This is a genomic window from Pseudomonas sp. FSO-7 (assembly GCF_059579345.1).
Genome location: NZ_CM184193.1, coordinates 3,334,675 through 3,355,699 on the forward strand (window position 1 = coordinate 3,334,675; position 21,025 = coordinate 3,355,699).

The window sequence follows — 21,025 nt, forward strand, 5'->3', positions numbered from 1 at the left end:
CACTAGGGCAGCGGCTGGAAGAGCGGACTGTTTTGAGAATTCATAATCCAGGGTTTCCGTTACCCTTCGCCGCTGCTTCGTACTATTATGAGATCCGTAGCATAGCCACCATATAACTCAACTAAATGATCCATTTAGTTGAGTTAGGCGATAATGCTTTATTGAAACACATCTCAAGGTTTCATCTGAGGCTCAGACCCCACCGGCTCTGATCTTTCTATCGCGCCCTCTTTGTCCTCTGCATTCAGCAGCGCAATGATTTCGCTCGGACTAAACCCGTACTGTAGCGCTAAGTGGTCGAGCTCCCCAAGAAACCTTAAGCAATCCGCCACTCCCGGATCGTCCATCAGCTCGCAGGACAAGCGATAACGCAGCCCGATGTCCTGATTCAGCTCGATCAGCCGGCCCAGCTTCTGATGGATCGTTTTGCCTTGGCCCTCACCCATCTTCATGCCCCCCTCTCTACGCGGGCCTCACCCTCGATCAGGCTGAAGATGTGCCTCAAACGCGATACGGTCAGATTCGGTGCAAGCTCTAGATCTCCCCTCAACATCAGCAGCTCCACCACATCCTGAGAGGTAAACCCAAATTTTTGCATCAGCCCCTGAAGCTTTCCGTAGAATTCCACGTCTTGCGCATAGCCTGGATCCTGCTGGAGTGTATCAATCCGCTGCCTGAGCGTTTCGATCTGCTTTTCTGCGAGGCGAATGCCGACTAAACCGTGTGGTGAGGGGCTCATAAGGACTCCGATGCTTGACCTTCGTGATCCGATAGGGAGAGTGTACTGCACCACCCTCCCCCCTAGTACCGCCCGTCTGATTCAAAATCCAGATTGTTGCAACCTTGGTAACTCAGACCTTGCGTTAAAATGGGGGCTCAATAGATTTTTACAGATATAGGTACAATGCCAAAAATCCGTAGGCGCCCTGCAATATTTGTGGCTCCAACCAAGGACTGTTTTAAGCATATATTGAAAGAGAAAAACTGCTCAAAAATTGCCCCCCCCATGCCGTCGGGCCGCAAATTCAGTTTCCTCAGCGATGACATCCCACCACACCTGAGCCGCATGTCTTGATCGCTCGCAAACCCGTGCGGTTGCGAGAAATCGACTATTCCAATAATTGACCTCTGACGTCCCTGGTTGCTATGCCGTGCCGTCGTCGCACCGGCCAAACGCGACTGTTTGGGTGTTTAGCCGCCCGTCCTGCACAGATTCAAATGCCCAGTCAGCCGTGCCTTTACAGCCAAGAGCCATCAGGACGTTAAGGCAGCGGCGCTTCACAGCCTGATTTCGCAGGGGCAAGTGTGCTGCGCCAAGCGGTCATCAACCCGAATGGGAGAATGGGAGTAAATGGGGCGCGGCCCCTGCTACTCAGCGTTGATCCGCTTACTCACCGAAGCCAGCCTGCGCTTAACGCCAATTTTTGGATTCAAAGCCAGCGCCTCCTCATAGACCTGGACTGCTTCGGGGTACTGGCCCAGCTGTTCGTGTGCAAGCCCTTGGACTTTGAGCGCTGTTGGCTTCCAGGCAGGGTTTTCATCTGCACCGAGCGAGCGGGCACGCTGCACCGCGGTCAGGACTTCCTGGATGCGCTCGTCTGTCAGGTCGACCTCCCCCAAGATCTTTTCCGCGGCGAGGATGATGCGGTCGTAATGGGAGGAGTTGAGGTTGGCATCGCCAAGCGGATCAGCATCCATGAATTCGCCGTGAACGTTGTACCGGAAGCTCCCCATGTCCTTGAACAGCGCCATGAGTTCCCCGGTACCCTCGTCCACTTCGTAGCTTTCAGGCCATCCGGCCTTAGGCGTGACGCTGTACATTTGCACCCGATTGACCAGGTCAAACAAGAACACCTTGTTGCCATGCTCGGTTGGGCTGTTCGCGGTGGCGCAGAATGCGTATTTCCCGTGCCTAGAAATACCGCTGGTGAGAATATTTGCCGTCAACTCTTTAGCTAAGATCACAGAACCGCTGGGATCGAAAACGCTGAACGTCCCAGACAGGGTGCTACCAAAGTGCCCATCTTCCAGGCAAAACACGCCGGCGTCACACACATGGCCGTTGTTTGGCCTAGGCATGCCCCCATGGCAGACAACGGTACCGCTGCTCACATCTGCAAGCACGTAGGCCCCTAAGCCTGATTCTCTGTGACCTCCCCGACCCGCAGAAGGATCAGAGTCTCGCCAAGCGATCGCCCACTTCTTGGACTTGGACAGCTGATAAATGCCCGAGAAATCAAGCGATTCGACAGCGAGAAAAAGCTTATCTCGTCGGATCTGAGGAGCGGCACGGAGCTCTGGATGAGCGTTGAGGGATTGAGATTGAGCGGGTTGTTGCCTTGCTGCGGTATCGGATTTGACAGCTTTGGGTCTGTTGAACAGCCAGCTGAAAATGCTCATCTCCTCCTTTGGAAATTGGAGCGTGCCGGAATGCGGACGCGCATTCCGAGCAATAAATCTGCGTCTGTATTAGCTGACAAAAAACGAGAATTACCTAACCTTCCGAAAGCAAAAAGCCAGGATAGGCGCGCCGGCCCCCGCGGCAAAGCTTGGGCTCGACTACTTAGCGGAGGGCGCAGACTGCGTCCGGCGGCCAATTTCAAATGTCCACAAGGTAGTCCTGATGGGCAGCAGCCGTCTAAACTGGCAGCCTATCCTGTCTTACCGGTGGTCTAATGGTACGCGTCCTCGTAATGACTTTCGCTGTTGGCCTTCTGTGCTTCTGCGTTTACAGGCAATGGCAGCCGATCAGACGCACTACACAGTGGTTGCTCGCGACGATACTGCTTTTTGGCAGCCTGGCTTTGGGCGTTGCCCTAGGAACTGTGACTGAATTAGTGCTGCCTGGTATCGGAGGGATCGTGCTGGGTGGCTCCACAGGTGCTTTGCTAGGCTGGCTCACGTTCTTGCTGACAGGAACACTCGGTATTGCCACTGGCGGAACCGCATTTGCATTGGGTGGTGTAGCCCTGGCATCGATATTCTCGATCGTCGGTGGCCTTGCCGCTACAACAGCAGGTTTCGGAGTAAACGCTGTTCATCAGTGGGTGATTGCAATACCAGTATTGATTTTGGCACTTGCACTCTTCGTACGCAGTCGGCACCGCATGGTGCCGGTGGCTGACTCATCTCCACCCCGTCAGTCCTAAAGCCTAAGCGAGGGCATCCAGGCCTTACCTAGGTTTCAGCGCCAGCTGCTCTTGCTCCATTGCCCCTGCCAATCTGAGTTCTTGTTTGTCAGTCAGAGCCCGGGAACATCTGGCCTCAAGGTGTCCCTGCAAGCAACGAACCGGTTGGGAGCAGCTTACTTGATTCTCAAACCGGCATCGGATCCGCTGCCTGAACCTACCTAGGCAGATCTGGTGATCTAAATCCCCGCTCCGTCGTGGACGTATTCAAACGTCCAGTCAGCAAGTCCTTCACAGCCATGAGCTAGATAGTCTGGTGGTGTTACCACTCTTGGGTCAGTCCCCACTGACAGTGCGGCAAGTCCTGCACTCTGGGCGGATGGGAGTAAACCGTCCCACCAGGAGATTCGGATAGCATGATTCTCACAGGCCAGCGAAAGCCGCATCAGCATATCCTCAAGCTTTGCACCCCTTTGAAAACCTTCTTGCATGGAATCTCGTACCCACTGGCAAGCCTGGTCACTTGACTCATGCCATGCCAGCACGTACGCCCAACCCTCATCTGTCGGGGCTGTAAAGAACGTCAGTAGATCAAGCACTTCGGTCTCATGCCCTAAATCCTGAAGCTTGCGGCCCAGAAAGTCATAATCAGGAAAAAGCAGCCCTGAGGCTTGAACCGAGCAAGGGGAACTCGACTGAAATGCGATGAATCTAAACTCCGCGAAATTGCTTTGAGAGATCGCAGCATCGTAGATCAGTTTGTGTCGGTGCAGGTGTTGAAAACCAAATGCCTGTCCTTGAGCTGAGTCCACCAGCAATTGGCGATTTGCCTGAGGTACCTCAGGATGCTCAATCATGGCTGCTAGAGAGCGGGCGGCGTTTTCTTTGACGAAGTACTCACGACAGATGCTGCGGTAGGCATAGAGAGCTATCTGTTCGTGATCGAATGCCAGTGGTCTGTCATCGATCGGTGCGAACAACCTGTTGTCATGATGTTTGCACATGCCACGGAAGGTGGACACTTTGTTGATACCCACTTTCTTCAGTTGAGGCTTACCCCCGGTAGATTTCAACGTGGTGAGATCGGCGGACAGCTGGTAAACATGACCCTGCTCTACTATCAGGTTGAGCTGGCCACCCTTCTGAATGGAGTGCGCGGAGATGATCGCGTCGCAGCGGGCTCCATTGTCGTAATGGAGGCATCGCCCCCTGTTGCGTTGCTGAGCCATTGCTGTCTGATGCGCATGAGTGAAGGACATGTCGGTCTCTACTGGGGTGTTAGCTGGAGTAGCACTTGTTTCGGCATTGCTAGCGATGACTAGGGTGCCATTAAACTACGTCGGAAGGTCGAGCTCGATCAGACCCGTGTGCTGGATTCAGTATTCAAGAGCCTCAGCCCTAATACGGCCACTGATACGGCTGTGGCCCTGATTCACAGGCTTGGCGTAGTCGCTCTGCGAAGAGCGGCAGCCAAAGCGCGGACTCAGCAACCTGCCACCAGACTTTGTTTTCATCCTCGTCGGTGGCTGACAGCAGATTGTGGGCCAGAAAAACCTCAAAGCCCGCCCTTGCAACCTTGTCTTCGGCGCTGAACTCGTAAAGCCCCGCTTGGTAAAGCAGCTTCTTGACGATCAGGGGCAACAACCAGGCGGAAAAAATGAGGTGATTGTGGCGAGGCCAGATGCTTCCCTTCTCACCATTTGCGGGGCCATGAGCTGCGGCGTTTCGAGCGGCACAGAAATCGTGAACCCAGGCGTCGAGCGGGCGATTGACGTTTTTGTCCCAGTGCTCGCGCCACCACGATTCGTCTAGGTTCCCTTTATGCCAAATGGGAGGGTTCGGTAGCTCATCGAAGTGTTCGTTGATAGCCCTGCGGAAGGCGGCTTTGTCATGTGGGACATTGAGTAGCGTGTCTATGGCAATCCTCATCAGGATCAGCTCAGATCGCTCATCCATGGATGTGGCATCGGTGTTTGCTCTGAGGAAGGAAACCACCGCCTCGTCGATGCGTTCCTTATGCTCCCCATTAGGTAGCTTGAGTAATGCTTCGAGCAGTGGCGTGTCGAGCGAGATCTGCGTGCGGTTGTCGACGACGTGGTAAGGCCGAATGAACTTGAGCCCCCCACTCCCCGCCAACATGTTTTGTGTTCCACCGTCACGCCGGCGCGTGGTCATACAGGAATGACCCGGTGAGGCGACATCGAACCGCTGCGCCACAACTTGGAGAGTGTCGGCGTTGTAATACCCGAACGTTGAACATAGCGATCGGGCTGCCATGGCGGAGAATGCGAGGTAGGAGCTCTGTACCAATCGCTGCTGGATCTGAGCGTCTGAAACCTCCAGTCCTGGTGTGTCATCATCCCAGATGATGAGCGCCGCCTGATGTATCGGTTGAGAGGGGTGAGATCCGAATCCCCGGTCGCCGTAATTGCCAAGGACACCGTCGAAAGCTATTTGCGGGATTCCCAAGACCTCACCAGGCAAACGACCCCGTTCGTACGGGATCAGGCGCATATCTGCGATTCGCAGCTCTTCGGCAGCAGCCACCCAGGGTAGAAAGAACACGACTGCCATCGTTGCCTCGCTCAATTTTTCGCACGTTGAATGATCATAGCCCGCCGATCAGTGCTCAACGGGGCTGGTAACTGTCGAAGCAGAGAGCGCCTCAGGATCAACGCGGGTCGTCCAGCTCTATGAGCGATGCTCGTGCATGAGCCATTCAATTAACGCTGACATAGCAACCTTTCGACTACGCGTGTAGGCGCTGAATGTTTAAAGGCAGCTAAGATAGTCAGCTTCTCATCGCGGTGATTACCCATGGACGATTTCGCTCGCCGTTTTGCTGAGCAGGGTTATGAACCCCACGCAGACGACCGCTCTCACCTTCTGAAGGCATTGAACGAACAACTCGGTAGCCCAAGCGATGCTCCTCGTCTTCGACGCCTCTATGACTCATTGATCGATGCTGCAGACGATGGCGCCGATGACGGCATCTTGCGGCATGCGACGGAGCTAGTGGATTTTGTGGCTTCGCGCGTCGAGCCGGAGAACAGATGCCTCGTTTACTACTCGTGTTCCAACGCATGGGCCGCGCTGAGGAAGCTGGAGGTGCAGTCATGGGAGGACGATACCCTTGAACACCCTGCTCTGCTCAAACAGCTTTATTTCCTCCGCGCCTCCATACAACATTCCGGGTTTAAAGAGCTGGCACCAATGCTTCGCTCCAGAATCCATTGCAATCTGGGCAATGCGCTCAAGGTGTGTGGCCGATGGATTGAGGCGCTTAGGGAGTGGCGTAACGCCTTGGAGGACAATCCGATCTTGGGTATGGCCCTGGGCAACCTTGGCATTGGCTTGGCTCAATATGGCAAGGCGCTATACGACCCTGGTCACACCTATTGGCTCCTTGTGCATGCACGGCGCAAGCTGGAGTTAGCCATCGCGGGTGGAGTGGGCCGTGATGGCGCTACCTATCCTGAAGCGATAGAGTTTTTCAAATGGCATCACGCCAGGCTAGCCGAGTCCGTCGACGACGATGATGATGCAGAGCTGTTAGAGCACAGCCTCGGCTCCTCGAAGGAGGAGCGGCGTTACCGGCGATGGTGCCTTGAGGAAGAGTTATTCCTCAATCCCATGAACGACCTGGGAGCGTTCCCCGCCGCCGCTCAAGACGTACTGAGGTTACCCGATCATGGCGCCGACGCTGGAATCACGTACCTAGGCTTTTACAACCAGCTGAAGCAGGAGTACGGGTTCGCCCGTCATTGTATTTACCTAGGGGAACACGCCAAACCCGGTCATGTGGCAGACAGGGGCATGTCACTTGCCTTCAATTGCGATTACGCGCTCTATGGCATGGGTCTGGAGCAGATCAAGACTGCCTATCGCAGCGCCTATTCGTTGCTGGATAAGGCTGCCTACTTTATCAATGCCTATTGGAAGCTGGGCATACCCGAAAAGGCGGTAGGCTTCCGGACTGTATGGTTCAAATCGGACAAAAATGGTCGTCTTCTCCAGCCGCGGGTTGTGCGTGATGAATTCATGTTCACCCGGAATCTTCCGCTTCGCGCGCTCTATTGGGTATCCCAAGACATCTACTCCAAGGAGCTGAAGGACGTAGCTCGACCTGATGCTCAGGCGCTTGATGAATTGAGAAACCACCTTGAGCACAAGTACGCCAAAATCGTGGATTCTTGCCATTGGATTGGCGAGTCCTCAGAGCTCTGGGCTGATCACTTGGCATTTGTGCTCGACAGGGATGACCTCGCCGCAAAGAGCCTGTTGATGCTGAAGCTGTCCAGGGCCGCGCTGATCTATCTGTGCCTGGCAATGCACTTTGAGGAATCGCAGCATAAGCCTGAGGGCCCGGTTGGCCAGTTGCCAGTCGAAGACTACCCGGACGATCTCAAAACCTGAGACCAGCGCCCATACGATGAAGAACCGTCTTGAGCCGCCCGCGGCCACATCAGAAAACCTAGCGAGCGGCACCCAAGCTGAAGGGCTCAGCAAGCCTACGATGAGCCTTACCGCAGCCCAAAGCCCATCCGCGCCAGCTCACCCAGAAGCTCCTCACGCCCATGCAGGCTCGAAACATTCCGGAGTCTGCTGACCACTTGCTCCGACCAGCCGGAAGCCTTCATCCCCTCGCGCTGATAGAACGCACCCAGGCGCGCATCGTATTCCGAGAGGACGCCCTCCTCGGCGGCGATAGAATAGGTTTCATGATGCAATACGGCTTGCTGCGGCAGCCGCGGCTTTACCTTTGCAGGTTGGTCAGGTGATGGGTAGCCGACGCAGAGGCCGAAGACGGGATAGACCTGTGGCGGCAGCCCCAACTCTTTTGCGACCCCTTTAATGTCATTACGGATACCACCAATGTATACGCTGCCAAGCCCCAACGACTCCAGAGCAACCACAGCGTTCTGAGCTGCCAAAGCTGCGTCGATCGTGCCGAGCAGCAAGCTTTCCAAGTACGGCAGCGCCTCCAGCTCTACCCCTGCCTGCTCCGCGATGCGCGAGACTCGGGACAGGTCTGCAAGCCATACAAGGAACAGTGGGGCTTGATGGATATAGGCCTGATTGCCCGCCAACGCCGACAGGCGCTTCTTACGATCGACATCTTGAACAGCGACAACACTCCAGACCTGCAGGTTTGAAGACGTAGAAGCGGACTGAGCGGCTGCGACCAGGGTCTCGATCGTGCCTTCGGGCAGAGGTTGATCAGTGAACGCCCGGACGCTCCGGTGATCCAGCAGTTGCTCGATGACCCCATTCCATTGGGTGGCCGGCGAAATGTCAGGGGCGCCATAGCGGGCGTTGAGCTTGGACTGGGGATCGGCTTTCATGAGTGTGCTCCAAAAGGCCGAAGGCTACCAAATTGATGCCCGCGCAACACGCTCAACACGCAAGGTTTCATTTACCATTCGGTCAGCCCAGGTCGGACACGGATAGACCGACAACACCCAGATACAGGTACCGTTCTTTTGGAAGCAAAACCACTGACAGCCCGCGAGGCTTATCAGATCCTGCGGGACATCGCTCTCGGGGTTCGTAGCATGAGACGACTAGGTCAGCAGTCGTGGGCTGAAATCTACTGCGGTTTGATGACAGTCGAGGCCGATGGCTGGGTGCTCACGTTCTATAACGACTGCGACACGCTCGACTATTGCGACAGCTGTTACAGCCCAGAGGGGCGAGCCTACGTTTTCGACTCGATGCAGTCGTACAGCACTGACCCTGTAGAGCTGCTGAGCACCTGGGAACATGCGCAGCTGGAAAAGCTGTTGGGCGTCGCGTAGTCGGCCATGGGAGACCGGCTGAGGCTGCGCTAGCAGGTGTTGTAGCAGCGCCGACCTGAGTTTGAACATCGGTGTTTGCCCTTCGCCGGCACGAGCCATGCAAGATCGCTTCTTTCTGGCTGTATCTCAGCTCGTGACATGAGGTTGTGCCTAGCATTGATTGTCGTCGACTGCTTTGCGACCAGATGCTGCGGATTGCGATGAGTCGCTACTGGAGCTCTTTCGCAGATAGGCGATGCTAGCCGGCCAGCCAAGCCACCCGTGAACCGAAGCCAATCGTAGACCTGTAAACCTGCTTTCTATACTGTTAACCAGCTTGGTTTACAGTGTGAAAAAGTGGTTTACAGTCAATCTGACTTGCCATTCCGACAATTATCCTAACCAGGCGCGGAGCAAGCTCGGCCGCCTGAGGGCGCCACCTATGAGCGCTCTTTCAAAAGAGCAGCGGCCCTATGGGTTTGCTCAGTCAAGCGAGGTGGTGGCGTCTTTGCCCAGAGGGTCGAGTACATCGACGTGCTCCCTCGCCCACTCCACCCACTCCTTCACATGACGCCCCTCCTCCTCGCTGACCTCTCCAATGCCAGCTGCTACGGCATCAATGAACCTTCTCAGGCGTACCGCTTGCTCCCACTTCTCCATGTTCTCCACTAAACGCAGCTGCAGCGCTCGCTGGTGCTCTGCTTTCATGATGGCTTGGCGTCGAATGGCTTCTTCACTCTCACGCTGACGGCGCCACTCCTCCATGCTCGCCCGATACGCCCTCATCCGCTCTATTACTTTGGCGAGACCTGTGCAGAACTGATGAAGTTTGTCTTCCAAGTGGCCCGTCTTACTGTCTGTCCAGCTTCTCTGCGACCCTACGTCTGGCTTTTCTTGAGCAATCAGCGTCAATTCGCCAGTCGAGCTATAGACGTAGATTTCCCGTCGCCCCAACCACATCACCGGCTCACGCATCCGGCGCCGCTTGGGCTGGGGCTCTGGGGGTGGCGGAGGTTTCACTGCTTTTGCAATACGCTCTCGCAGGGTCACGTAAACCATCTCGCCGTCGAACGTTACCGTGGTTCGGTTGTGATCATCCACCGCCCAAATGCATCCGCGTTTTGAGCTGTCTTTTATCAAGGCGTCCAGAAGCAATGCAGCGCGATCGACCATGTCACGCGAAATACGGGTATACAACACCCGCTCGCGCCATAGCTCCACCCGTCCTTCAACATCCTTCGCAGCCCTGACAGCCTGGAGCCATTTACGCACCAGCGGGTGGGGGTCTATTAACTTGTCCGGCACACTGAGTTTCTCTAGCTTGGGAGTGCTGGGCGGTTTGGGCGGCGCTGGAGGTAGCAACGTCCTGTCCAATACTCGAAACGTAATCAGCTCGGTAGAGTTCGGCGGAGCGGGCTTGCTGGGGCGGTTCTCGGCGGGCTTGGCCCAATGTCCACGAGCCGGCAGTGAAATGCCAGCCTTCCTGCATGCTTTGCTCAGCGCGACATCTGAAACACCAATCTCCCGCGCCAGCCTCAGAACCGGTGTAGACCAAGCCCGATCGAATAGCTCGCGAGCCGTAAAACTCACGTTCTTATACATGCGGTCTCCTTGAGCGGCCTGACGATAAGAAGAATTTCTAAGATGGACTCGCATCAAGGTACATTCGTACCTGGCTCCTATGTCGGCTATCGGATCGGTGTTCACCAAGCACATCACCAGGAGCTGGTGTACCACTTCACGCCCTGCTCCGAAACCCTCAGTAAAGTGCGCTCTCACGGCTACCACACTCGCTATGACGTCACCTGGTCGCAGCTCAAGGATTCGCGGCAGCAGTAGTTGAGGAAGTGATGATCCTGGAAGGAAGTTTGCGAACAAGGGTCAGCGGGCACTGCAAGGTAAGCGGCCAGCGAACACACCTTCAGAAATCCTGAATTAAGGACGATGGTGTCCGCCTATTTTTAAGCGGACGCGATCACCCTTATCGCCAGGATTCTCATGCGCCAACGAAGCTCTTACCCCAAACCCTTTAAGGCCCAGGTCGTGCAGGAGTGCCTGCAACCAGGCGCCACTGTGTCCAGCGTCGCCATCAACCATGGCATCAATGCCAACGTCATCCGCAAGTGGCTGCCGATTTACCGGGACAAACCCGTCGCTCCACTTCCCGCGTTCGTACCGCTGCAACCGATACCTAAACGGCACGCTGATGAAGCGGTGGTTATTGCACTGCCGATGGGCGACAAATCCATCACGGTCAAATGGCCCATCTCCGACCCGGACGGCTGCGCACACTTTATCCGCAGCCTATCGCAATGATCCGCATCGACGCCATCTGGCTCGCCACGGAGCCCATGGACATGCGTGCCGGCACCGACACGGCGCTGGCCCGCGTGGTCGCAGTGTTCGGTGCGGCGAAGCCGCACTGCGCTTATCTGTCCGCCAATCGTCGTGCCAACCGGATGAAGGTGCAGGTGCATGATGGCGTGGGCATCTGGCTTGCCGCACGGCGGTTGAACCAAGGGGAATTCCATTGGCCTGGCACTCATCGCGGCCTGGAAGTCGAACTCGACGCTGAACAACTTCAAGCGTTGGTGCTCGGTTTGCCATGGCAGCGGGTTGGCGCTAACGGAGCAATCACATTGATTTAGCCTTATTTTTACGCTGTGGCAGGTGGATCGCTTAGGTAAAATCCACTGCATGACTTCCTCGCCCAATCTCGACCAGATGACACCTGAACAACTGCGCGCAACCGCAACGACCTCGATGCCCTTCTTCGGCATTGTCGTGAGTTCGCCCCAGGTAGTGGGGATGCACGGGAAGATGGTCGCTTGGCCGACGCCTTGGAAACGCTCGCTACTGCCTTGGAAGAGGCAGCACACCCGTCCTTCGTAGAACACCAAGAATGATCTGATCGAGGAAGGAGTACATTTGTACCCCTGTGGGCTCGACGCCAGAAACTGGTCTCTCGGGCATAGCGCGATTCAACCTTCTCGTTCTGCCGGGGGTGGCCGTCAGCATCATGTCTGACCAGCACGCTGGGTGCTTTTGACAGGCATAAATTGCCCCATAACAGCCTGTCTGCGTAGGCGGCTTCAACCAATCACCGGAACGATGCGGCATTTTCAACCCTTGAGTCAGATGAGGGGCACACCTAGCGCAATTGCCGCGTCTTTTCGCCATCTCCCGATGGCTGTATCTACTGAATGCTGGTCGGCCAGCTTAGCCAGCTCAATACTCTTGCTATATACGCGATACCCAGGAACAGACTCGCTGCTACCCACTTGTCCATCATCTGGATAGGGAAGTGGGTTCCATACTTTGTTGAACCAGTTCCCTATGATATCGTTTGGCTCATCACAGATCACAACAGATAGAACGAGGGTGCTAGTGGATGCCTCGGCTGTTTTCGTTGTGTAGTGGCCTTGATACTTGTCAAATCCTGTATCACTGCGCACCCAAGCACCAAACATCAAGTCACCAGGTAGATGCTTATCCCAGTATTCCTCTTGGTTTTGGTGTCGGAGCCATATCGCCGAAACGTCTAGGAAGGGAAGAAAACGCAAACCTGCATTAGCTTGGTTTTCCAATCCGCGCAGATCACCTGGGCGAGAAAATGCATAGTCCTGATAATAATTTACAGCTTCTAGTTTGTTGCGAATATAGGAAAGCAGATCAAACTGACGCTTTTGGTAGTTTGCCAGCAAGCGATATGCTCGACGAACATCAAGCAAGGCGGCGTCAAGTTCTTTATTCATTTCAGGTTCCATCGTTCGAAAATGCTCGGTTGGGTAGTCAGATGCATTGCCTCTAATGCGTTTAGCCATAACGTGCGATGAGTGCGCAAGCCATGCCAAGAATAACAGTCAGAAATATCTGAGAGCATTCGTTGTAACCCTGAGCTTGATTCTTGCTTCAGCGTGTCTTCTAGCACGCTGAATAGTCGCTGCCAGCTGCAGCAGGCCAGCTTGAATCGATATTCGTTGCCCGGAGGGAGGTGCGTGACGATCTCACTGTACAAGTCTTCATGTGCGCTGCGGCTGAAATCGGTTAAGCCACCTAACGTGAGCAGTATACAGTTTTCAGCCAGTTTCCCCTCACACCAGCCTGCCTGGAGCTCTGCCGCCAATTGTCCTGCAGATTGTTGCCGATAATCGTCATGGCGCTTGGCTTCAACTAGCAACGATTGATTCCCATCGCTAATCACTACATCAGGTTCGACGCGACGGCCATCAGCCAGGTACCACGATGGCCAAAATTCGATAGTTTCAATGGCTCCAATACCTACACCTAACACCGTGGTAAATGCCGTGATGAATAAATCATCTGGTAAGTAAGCAATGCGCTCGAAGACGCTCGCGGTGAGTACATCTTCCGCACCTTCGGCTTGCCCAAGCTTCAACAGGCTTCCTTCAAAACCAGTTCCACGCTTCTTTCCAGAAATGACAGCAGTTAACATATTCTTCTCATGTAGGATTCCGCTCTCACCAGAGCGGCTGATTTTAGCGATTGATATTAACGCCAGTACGATCCGGGGTGCGATGGAAATGGATGGTTAACTCGGTGTAATTGCCTAGCTGAAACCCGGTCGAACGAGGCAGAAGTGGGAGGATATATGTCATTCTGATCCCTGACGGTCTCGCTCGGATGCTCATCCTCCGCCATGGTCTTCTCTCCACATTAGCTTCTGAAAGGATCTTGCCCGTTGGCGTGATCCCCTGGCTCGATGCAATAGAGCACATTTGTACTCCGTCCGAAATATGTCCGATCCCTGCTAATCGTCCTCCACATGAGCGGGCAGCAGATTCGGCTACGGGAGTTCAAATCCTAGCTGTGTCAGTACGTCCCGTTCCTTGGGCTTCAGCTTTTTCACGGCCCAGAACAACCTGTGCTGCGGCCGTGAACTGGCAACGTAGGCGAATCGCGCGGCCTCCGCACTGCGGTCGCGTAACCAATCACGCCAATGCGAGAGATGAACGCCTGGCTGCTGTGATGAAACGAGAACCGTGACATCGTGAGTTTCGCCTTTCACCTGGTGGATGGTCTCGTAACGTAGGCTATCCGGCCGGTACTCCTGGCGGTCGTGACTCATAAGGCGAACAGACACCTGGTTTTTACCCTCCCCGGCCCGGGCAATTATGTTCAGCTCACGTAGACCTTCCAGATCCTCACGAATCTCTGCGGGTACGAATGCCTGATCAGGTAGCTGGCGCAGCGCAAGCTTGGCATTCCGTGCCCAGGCAGACCACGTCATGTTCGGGTCTGCAGCTCCATTGGCGGCCATGAACTTGAGGCTTTCGTAGATGAACTGCCGCCACGCCAGCTTGGACTCCATTGCGACCGGGCAATGAGGCCCTGCCCGGCTTACCTGCATCTCCAGTTTACCGGTCAGCCATTTGGCGAACGCCCGAAGGCTCTCCTTAATGTCCTTGAGTGAGCCGGTGCTGGCGCTAATGAACGCTACTGCGAGTACCTCGATACCTTCGAAGGCATCGCCGCTGCGTAAACGCTGTAGGGTGGTATGTCCCCGGGCAACCAGCACGACTCTCCGGTACTCCCGGGTTAAGTCGCGAATGGTGGGCAGAAGCTCCGACGGACATTGCTGGTATTCGAGAATTTGCGGGGGGACTGAGGCTATCTTAGGGTTGCCCTTGATTCGGCCGATCCCAAGTAGGTTACTGCACAAGTCAACGATCGCCTGCCCGCTTCGCCAATTCGCCGTCAATTCGTAGGGCTTGAAGTCGAGCTTGACCATCAGCTTCTCGACCCTTTCCGGGTTTGATCTCCGAAAGCCATAAATCGACTGATTGAGATCCCCGACAAAATGAAATTTGACCCCACGATCGTGGAGCTTTTCGACGATCCTGAGCTGCTCTTCTGAGAGATCCTGGCACTCATCCACTATCACCAACGGGAATCGGCGGGCCAGCCGGGTGAAGTAGGCGTCGTACTTCGCCTCCCTCAGTACCATGAGGGCGAGCATGTCGATATCACCGTAGGTTGCGAAGCCAGCCTCCCATAGCCTTTTCTTAGTAGCTATGAGGTCTTGCCGGGTAGCTTCGTCGATGATGGCGCCGTTAAGCTGCTGATCCAGTGACCGTTCACCGGTTGAAAAAACGAACCGAGCTGAATCTAGGTCATAGTTAAACCGGCACGCTGGGATTCGTCGACCGCAGATGGGGTTGCGTGTAGGGATAATCTTCGCTGACTTTTCAAGAATACGGATCCGGTAATCCCCATCCTTCCCTTTGTAGCCCGTCAGATCATGTGCGATCTTCCCCACGAGCCTGGTGAAAACAAAGCTGTCAAAAGTGGAAATGCTATGCGGATAGCCAATGGGCCCGCGTAGGTGCTTGTGTACCCTGGCCTTGAGCTCGTCCGTTGCACTGTTCGAAAAGGTCAGCACTGCGATACCCGAAGGGAAGTGACACCATTCGTCCACGATCTTGGACACCATGGCTGCAACAACCTCGGTCTTACCACTACCAGGGCAGGCTTTCAGGTAAACGTGTCGATCGAGAGGGGCGTCGAGGTAGTCCAGCTGCTCCCGCGTGAAATCCAATTCATCAGCAGCCGCGGCCTTTCTCCCATCATCAATCACAGTCATTGCTCTGCCCTTTCCTGCAGGCCGCAAGCCCAGAGGACAGCCTGGCGAATGTAATCCGGTACTACGAACTCGCCTTCGAGGGTTTCAAGCATGTCGGCAAAGGCTTGCGCGTAGACACCCTTGCCGATTTCGTCCGTGTCAATCCGACCCAGTAGCGCGTGCGCATACGGTGCTTTCGTTTCTGGCTTCATTGATTTGAAATCAAGTTCGGCGTCACTGTTGAGCGCCCTGACCACTGGCCCGTCCGCAACCGGCCACAGGTTGGCTGCAACGGGCATCATCCATCGGAGATTGTTGCCCTCCAGGGCAATGTCGTACTCAAACGTTTTGTATTTACCGGCAAACAGACGGCCGAATTCGGACTCGTTGATGACGGCTTGGAGCCCTAGCGCAAGATTCTCACCGAGCTGGTAGTCATCGGCATGAGGCTGGTAGGGCACATCTTTTTTCCCACCTTTGCCATCATCGATGGACACAATGGATTTGGGAGGATCATTGTCTGTCAGTCCGGCACACCTGATTGGGACGTTCTCGCCAGGCTGCTCACCAGTGACGTCACAGAAGAGCTGCATGAAATGCTTGAAATAGATGCCGCCGAGGTTGATCACGGAGACACCGTAATCGTCCAGTGAGTCCTTGCCTTCGCCGTATTGGCGCAGAACGAAGCGTGCGAGCTCTGGCACGACAATCGCCTCGGCAATGCCCTCAACCAGAATCGCGCCTTTGGAGAACAGCAGATTCGACTTGGTTGCATCCAGCCACCGATCGACAAAGCGCCGACTGGGATCGGGCAGGCCACAGCCCTGCAGCGACACTGCCCGAGGTCTGCCCTCGTTGGAAATGTGGAGTATGTGATTGACGGAGACGGCAGCCGAAAGCACGGTCGAATGGGTGGTGATGATGACCTGGATGCCCCGTCTCTCTGCGACGGTTTTGAGATGTCGAAGCAGGCGCAGTTGGAGCTGCGGATGCAAATGCGCCTCAGGCTCCTCGATCAGTAGCAGCCGCAGGTAGGTCTTTTCGCCCTGCCCCTCGTCCTCTTCTAGGATCAGCTCTGCCAGAATCGACGCGATGTACAGGAGGTTGTTGTAGCCGAGGCTGTTTTCCTCAAGCGAGCGGAACTGTGCAGGATCCACCTGAGTGAGATCCGGGAAGTAGAGCAGCCGCAACCCTTCCACGATCCGCGAGAAGCTCACCTCCGAGAACTGTATTACCGTGCTTTGGGACAGGTGCAGGCCCAGGGCAGCCTTCAGGCTTTCCCCGATGCGCTGGTTGGCAAGTTTGATGGCAAATTCGTCGCTCTCAGCAAGCTCACGGTTGAACTCCCCTACTCGCTTTTCCAAGGGGTGAAGTTCTTGCGATTTGCGGGCAGCGTCCAGATCCTTGCGACACAGGGCTTTGAGCAGGCGAGCTAGCCTGGACTGTCGCCCCTCTCTCAGCTTGGTTTCAGCGTCACGCAGCGGTGGTAGGTAGATACAGTGTATGAGGTCAAGCGTCTCGGTTTGTAGGGGGTTGGTGTATTCGTGACCACCGTACGAGTGATGCTTGAAACGCCCCCTGGACTCCTGGTTCCGGGCTTCGAATGTCAGCTTCGCTTCGTCGTGGTGTCCACACCAATCCTCGAAAGCCACCGCATCATTCGCATCCAGATCGCTAAAAGTGGCCTGGATGTGGATTTGCTCCGATGCGACAGCGCCGGCGTCAAAGCCGCGATGGAAGTCACGCTCACTGATCATCCGTTTGCCAGACTCAGAGTCGTTGAACAGCTGCCGTACGGCGCTGATAACGCCTGTTTTCCCTGCTCCGTTTTCGCCAACGAGGACATTCAAGCCGTCATTGAACTCGATGGTGAAAGGCTCACCGAAACATTTGAAACCGCTGACGTCTAGCCTACGCAGGTACATGTGAGTCCTTTCAGAGTGGGTCGTCTCATGGCAGAGATTGTTGAATCGCCTGAGATATTGGAGGCAATTTAGCCTAGTTTCCTCAGCTCGGGAACGCTTCGATGACCCACCATGCCAGTGGATAACGAGGTTCTAACTCTTGGGTCGCAGGGGCGATATCACCTCAAATGATTGTCGGGCCGCTAAGCCGCGAAAACCCTAACCGTTTCGGTAGTTAGATCTGCGCATGTTGAGCCAGGGGACTTGCATGGCGTCGGTTAACCAGGTGCAATCGATAATTCAGAGGTGCGAAACTGGTCTGATCCGGAGCACCGCTTGTGAACGTGGTTGGTCAGTCCGCACTGGCCAACCTACCCGCGCTCAGGCGTGGGTTGCGACTGTCTTTTGAATCAGGCGGAGATATGCTCCGCTGTCTATACCTGCCCCTATGGATTCGCCAACCATGAAGTCATTTATAGATCGCAACCCGAAGGAAAAAGCTGTGGAGGAAGCATTCGCGTTCTTGGCGCGCAACGGCTATGAGAGCGAGCGTCCGGATCCAGCAGACAACGTGTTCGTGGTCGCCGAGCAATTGAAGCGCGAGCAGGATCAAGTCAAGGCTTCACCCTCCGTACCTGAATCACCTTGAGGTTTTTCGGAGCGTGCGGTTCTTAGACAAATACCTCAGCACCATCCAGTGATCGCACCCTGCCCCCTCCGCGTGACCTAGCGCCCTCCTACGGTCACAGCTCACACCTGATTGAACGCCCCTCGCGCAGCCTCCCCTCCCAACCCGGCAGCCTCGCAATCCATCACCCATCCCTACCCATCAGAATCGCCCCCTTATGCCCCTCTAAAGCTCTCCTGATGAAACCAGGCACTAGTTTTCGTAGTGTGCCACGTTTACAGTTACTACTTTCCAGGCAGCCATCTCGCCCCGCCTCAAGCGCTCCAGCAGCTAACAATTGCTAAAGCAGCTTTCAGCGGATTCGCATGGTTCTGTGAACTTACTATTCTTCACTGCACACGGAGAGTTGACAGTGACTGCACACGTGATCATTTCAAACCAAGAGCGACAGGCAGATTCATCCCTGGAACTACTATTTTCCGGTTCAACTTCTATTCCATTCCCGAATCAACTAAACTCACTGGCCCTTCTAGACCCGCGACACCCTGCAGTCGATGAAAGCCTGCAGAAGCAAATTCTACATGCCAGGTATCACAAGCAACTGATTGCCGACGGCATTGAAACTGGGCACTTCACTCCAATAGGCAACGATCTCGTAACATTCCGTACCAAGCTCCCGCTTCATTCCTTTGCCGGCTTCATCTTCGAGGCCTACACTGTAAACACCTTCAACAACAACATGAGAACCATTGGCAGAAAAGCGTTCTCATGGTGCACCAATCGGGAAAAGTGCAAAGATTCGTACATCGACCAATTCAAAGTAATTGGCACCGGCTTTGTTACAACCCAAAGCCAATACCCAAATTTTTACGCACCCCAGAATAGCTTCGACCTTATATTTATAAGAAGAAACAATAAAGCAGACGTAGACGAACCTGCCACATTCATGGGCACGACTAACACAGCTGGAATCCAGATAAAGGCCATTACCGGCGCAGAAGAAACCGAGATCATCCAGCCCCTATTATCTGGAAAGTACTGCCACGTACTAACAGTCCTTCGCCACGCCGATGGTGTTCACAGCCATTCACGCTGCATGGACATAATCAAAACGATGTACAGCAGAGGAACCATTCAGTTACATCAAAAAGACCATCTTGAATCTCGGATCGCCTGCCCCGAAATGTTTGGTATCGACCAGCGGAACATTGACGACTATTACCAGTATGTTAGCTATTGGTATAGCGGACACGCGCAACCGGATCAGTTTATTCGTCAAGGTGTTGGCTTAGAAGTCAAAGGCTATAAATACCTTAATGGCCTGCTTGTACCTGACAACTGAAATATCATGAGGCGCCGCCCATCCGAGCCCCTGCACATGCCCCGTCAATTGGAGTGCTCCCAGACAGAATGCTAGAGCCACAACAGACAGCTGGCGTCCTTGAGCTACATCCTAAACTCCCTGGCCATGGTGCTGACGACATAAGGATGTGCTGTGGGTTGATTGTCGACGTCCAAATCGAAGCGAGCTGCCTGGTAATCCGGCTCAAACGCCACGGGATGCTTCGCTGAAGTTCGCTCTGACTGGAATGTACGAGCCTGTGCCGGGAATTCGTAAACCACTTTGACAAGACTCCGCTCGTGCGGCCGGCAGATTCCAGTAGCCATTGGTACTAGCGACGGTGCCCACATAGAGGACGCCGATGCCGTCACGCAGATGGCGCTTGCCCTTTGGGAGCGGCGGGAAGTCCATCAGCGTCAGCAGGACAGGCAGCACATCCTGAACACCCATATCTCGGTACCGCCAGATGCCGTGTCGATCAGCGTATCGGAGAACGGAGACGAAATCGAAGACCGAGGCGTAAGCTTGAATGACCGTGGCTATGGCCTACCCAGACAAAGGGCAATCCCAACAAGCACATCGTCGTCCACAATACTGCGCTCCTGGCTTTGGATGCATGGTTCACAAGCGCCAAGGAGTATCTGAGCCATCAAGGAATGGGTCAGGACCAGCGCTATCCCGACAGTGCATTCAAGCTCTACCCGTGATTTGGATACGGGATGCTGTGTGTGGCATCCCGCTCCATTTCCTAGCGCTGGCCGGTTGGGTTTTCAGGCCCGCAGTAACATCAGGTCATGGCGACGGACTGACCATACGAGTTTCGTTCGTCGTTGTACGCGGTGCATAGCACGTGGATCACCTCAGCCAGTGTCATCCACACTCCACTCATAAATTAACGGTGAGCACAGCATCTCGGCCACCAAGGGCACCCCGGATCAACACTTCTAAATCAATTGTCAGCGTTGAACCAGAGAAATTTGTCGAACACACGTTCTTGGAACCAGAGTGACGAAACGACGTCTGAGACCTCCTGCTCGTCTTCGTCATGCGCCATCGAGTAATCCAGAACATTCACAAGCCCGGAACACGCGTGGTCTATCTCTGCCCTATGATCTACGAATGCGCAGAGCCACTGTTGTCGATATCTGGTGTAGTCGTTTGCAGGCACCTTGTACCCATTTTTGTTAAGCCATTTTCTTGCCCGAGAATCGAAAATCACCACGGGACTTTTATGGCGTAACCAAAGGAATTTCGATGCCGCTGAAATCGCGTTTTTACCGTAACGGCTCTCAAACTCCGAAGCCAGGCGATCCACCGTTTGGCACACATTCTTCTCAGTCAACGCACCTCGCCTAGCACTAACCAGGTCAAGTGCGGCCTGGAGTCGGCTCTCGGACGCGTCAATGGGAAAGTTTCGAGTGACCTTGTAGTACTTTGCAGCGTGGTGGAAGGCATCCAAGCTATCCTTGTCGTCGTTAGAAAATATGCGCTCCGAGAATGGCTTATCCCAAAACTGCCAGTCATTCAGGTACATAAGTGCAAAATACTTGAAATTTTCCAATACGTTCTCTCACATCATAATTTGGTTGATAGACGTGGCGCAGCAGCTGCAGACGGGATTAACTTCTCTCAAGCGATTCGCCCCTGAGTCATGCATTCGTAG

20 protein-coding genes are annotated in these 21,025 nt (G+C 54.7%); 7 read left to right on the forward strand and 13 right to left on the reverse strand.

What is annotated here, in order from left to right; all coding sequences use genetic code 11:
* Positions 1 to 173 precede the first annotated feature (173 nt).
* The 3 genes from AC515T_RS14665 to AC515T_RS14675 all read right to left on the reverse strand — a co-directional run bounded on the left by AC515T_RS14665 (position 174) and on the right by AC515T_RS14675 (position 2,400).
* Positions 174 to 452: a hypothetical protein gene (locus tag AC515T_RS14665; RefSeq protein ID WP_496528875.1), complete on the reverse strand. Its 279-nt coding sequence runs from the start codon at positions 450 to 452 to the stop codon at positions 174 to 176.
* Entirely contained in the window at positions 449 to 739 is a 291-nt protein-coding gene (locus AC515T_RS14670; RefSeq protein ID WP_167655374.1) for a hypothetical protein, read from the reverse strand. Before AC515T_RS14670 ends, AC515T_RS14665 begins: the two co-directional genes overlap by 4 nt.
* 629 nt (positions 740 to 1,368) lie before the next feature.
* A complete protein-coding gene (locus tag AC515T_RS14675; RefSeq protein WP_496528876.1) occupies positions 1,369 to 2,400 on the reverse strand; it encodes a tetratricopeptide repeat protein in 1,032 nt (343 codons plus the stop codon).
* 293 nt (positions 2,401 to 2,693) lie between these two features.
* Between AC515T_RS14675 and AC515T_RS14680 the strand changes: the two genes are divergently transcribed.
* Complete coding sequence (locus tag AC515T_RS14680; protein ID WP_496528877.1) at positions 2,694 to 3,149, forward strand: hypothetical protein; 456 nt, start codon at positions 2,694 to 2,696, stop codon at positions 3,147 to 3,149.
* 218 nt (positions 3,150 to 3,367) lie between these two features.
* On the opposite strand, the gene AC515T_RS14685 is transcribed toward AC515T_RS14680, so the two are convergent.
* Both AC515T_RS14685 and AC515T_RS14690 read right to left on the reverse strand, forming a co-directional pair.
* Entirely contained in the window at positions 3,368 to 4,387 is a 1,020-nt protein-coding gene (locus AC515T_RS14685; RefSeq protein ID WP_496528878.1) for a hypothetical protein, read from the reverse strand.
* Between the two features lie 139 nt (positions 4,388 to 4,526).
* Positions 4,527 to 5,702 carry a hypothetical protein gene (locus AC515T_RS14690; protein ID WP_496528879.1) on the reverse strand — a complete coding sequence of 392 codons (1,176 nt, stop codon included), beginning with the start codon at positions 5,700 to 5,702 and terminating at the stop codon, positions 4,527 to 4,529.
* A gap of 243 nt (positions 5,703 to 5,945) precedes the next feature.
* Between AC515T_RS14690 and AC515T_RS14695 the strand changes: the two genes are divergently transcribed.
* Positions 5,946 to 7,544 carry an LA2681 family HEPN domain-containing protein gene (locus AC515T_RS14695; RefSeq protein ID WP_496528880.1) on the forward strand — a complete coding sequence of 533 codons (1,599 nt, stop codon included), beginning with the start codon at positions 5,946 to 5,948 and terminating at the stop codon, positions 7,542 to 7,544.
* Positions 7,545 to 7,651: 107 nt separating this feature from the next.
* Here the strand turns inward: AC515T_RS14695 and AC515T_RS14700 are convergent, their stop codons facing one another.
* The gene (locus tag AC515T_RS14700; RefSeq protein WP_496528881.1) at positions 7,652 to 8,473 is read right to left on the reverse strand and encodes an NADPH-dependent oxidoreductase; all 822 of its coding nucleotides are present in this window, start codon (positions 8,471 to 8,473) and stop codon (positions 7,652 to 7,654) included.
* Between the two features lie 138 nt (positions 8,474 to 8,611).
* Between AC515T_RS14700 and AC515T_RS14705 the strand changes: the two genes are divergently transcribed.
* Positions 8,612 to 8,926 carry a DUF7693 family protein gene (locus tag AC515T_RS14705; RefSeq protein WP_038450129.1) on the forward strand — a complete coding sequence of 105 codons (315 nt, stop codon included), beginning with the start codon at positions 8,612 to 8,614 and terminating at the stop codon, positions 8,924 to 8,926.
* A gap of 462 nt (positions 8,927 to 9,388) precedes the next feature.
* On the opposite strand, the gene AC515T_RS14710 is transcribed toward AC515T_RS14705, so the two are convergent.
* Positions 9,389 to 10,507: a hypothetical protein gene (locus AC515T_RS14710; RefSeq protein WP_496528882.1), complete on the reverse strand. Its 1,119-nt coding sequence runs from the start codon at positions 10,505 to 10,507 to the stop codon at positions 9,389 to 9,391.
* A 396-nt stretch (positions 10,508 to 10,903) separates the two neighbouring features.
* Between AC515T_RS14710 and tnpA the strand changes: the two genes are divergently transcribed.
* Together tnpA and tnpB are read left to right on the forward strand one after the other, a co-directional pair.
* Positions 10,904 to 11,221, forward strand: a complete 318-nt coding sequence (tnpA, locus tag AC515T_RS14715) for an IS66-like element accessory protein TnpA (protein ID WP_496528883.1) — start codon at positions 10,904 to 10,906, stop codon at positions 11,219 to 11,221.
* On the forward strand, positions 11,218 to 11,553 hold the full coding sequence (gene tnpB / locus AC515T_RS14720; protein ID WP_496528884.1) for an IS66 family insertion sequence element accessory protein TnpB: 336 nt from the start codon (positions 11,218 to 11,220) through the stop codon (positions 11,551 to 11,553). Before tnpA ends, tnpB begins: the two co-directional genes overlap by 4 nt.
* 486 nt (positions 11,554 to 12,039) lie before the next feature.
* Here the strand turns inward: tnpB and AC515T_RS14725 are convergent, their stop codons facing one another.
* From AC515T_RS14725 to AC515T_RS14740, 4 genes are all read right to left on the reverse strand, one after another.
* Positions 12,040 to 12,660, reverse strand: coding sequence for a PM0109 family protein (locus AC515T_RS14725; RefSeq protein WP_496528885.1), 621 nt, complete (start codon positions 12,658 to 12,660; stop codon positions 12,040 to 12,042).
* Positions 12,657 to 13,361, reverse strand: coding sequence for an F-box domain-containing protein (locus AC515T_RS14730; protein WP_496528886.1), 705 nt, complete (start codon positions 13,359 to 13,361; stop codon positions 12,657 to 12,659). Before AC515T_RS14730 ends, AC515T_RS14725 begins: the two co-directional genes overlap by 4 nt.
* Before the next feature lie 351 nt (positions 13,362 to 13,712).
* Positions 13,713 to 15,464, reverse strand: a complete 1,752-nt coding sequence (locus AC515T_RS14735) for a UvrD-helicase domain-containing protein (RefSeq protein ID WP_496533139.1) — start codon at positions 15,462 to 15,464, stop codon at positions 13,713 to 13,715.
* Between the two features lie 41 nt (positions 15,465 to 15,505).
* Positions 15,506 to 17,413 (reverse strand): ATP-dependent nuclease, encoded by a 1,908-nt coding sequence (locus AC515T_RS14740; protein ID WP_496528887.1) that lies wholly within the window; start codon positions 17,411 to 17,413, stop codon positions 15,506 to 15,508.
* Between the two features lie 442 nt (positions 17,414 to 17,855).
* Between AC515T_RS14740 and AC515T_RS14745 the strand changes: the two genes are divergently transcribed.
* Positions 17,856 to 18,041, forward strand: a complete 186-nt coding sequence (locus AC515T_RS14745; RefSeq protein ID WP_496528888.1) for a hypothetical protein — start codon at positions 17,856 to 17,858, stop codon at positions 18,039 to 18,041.
* Between the two features lie 391 nt (positions 18,042 to 18,432).
* Positions 18,433 to 19,362, forward strand: coding sequence for a hypothetical protein (locus tag AC515T_RS14750; protein WP_496528889.1), 930 nt, complete (start codon positions 18,433 to 18,435; stop codon positions 19,360 to 19,362).
* Positions 19,363 to 19,566: 204 nt separating this feature from the next.
* Here AC515T_RS14750 and AC515T_RS14755 read toward each other — a convergent pair whose 3' ends face one another.
* A complete protein-coding gene (locus AC515T_RS14755) occupies positions 19,567 to 19,812 on the reverse strand; it encodes a hypothetical protein (protein WP_496528890.1) in 246 nt (81 codons plus the stop codon).
* Between the two features lie 499 nt (positions 19,813 to 20,311).
* Positions 20,312 to 20,923, reverse strand: a complete 612-nt coding sequence (locus AC515T_RS14760) for a hypothetical protein (RefSeq protein ID WP_445572013.1) — start codon at positions 20,921 to 20,923, stop codon at positions 20,312 to 20,314.
* Positions 20,924 to 21,025: the final 102 nt, after the last annotated feature.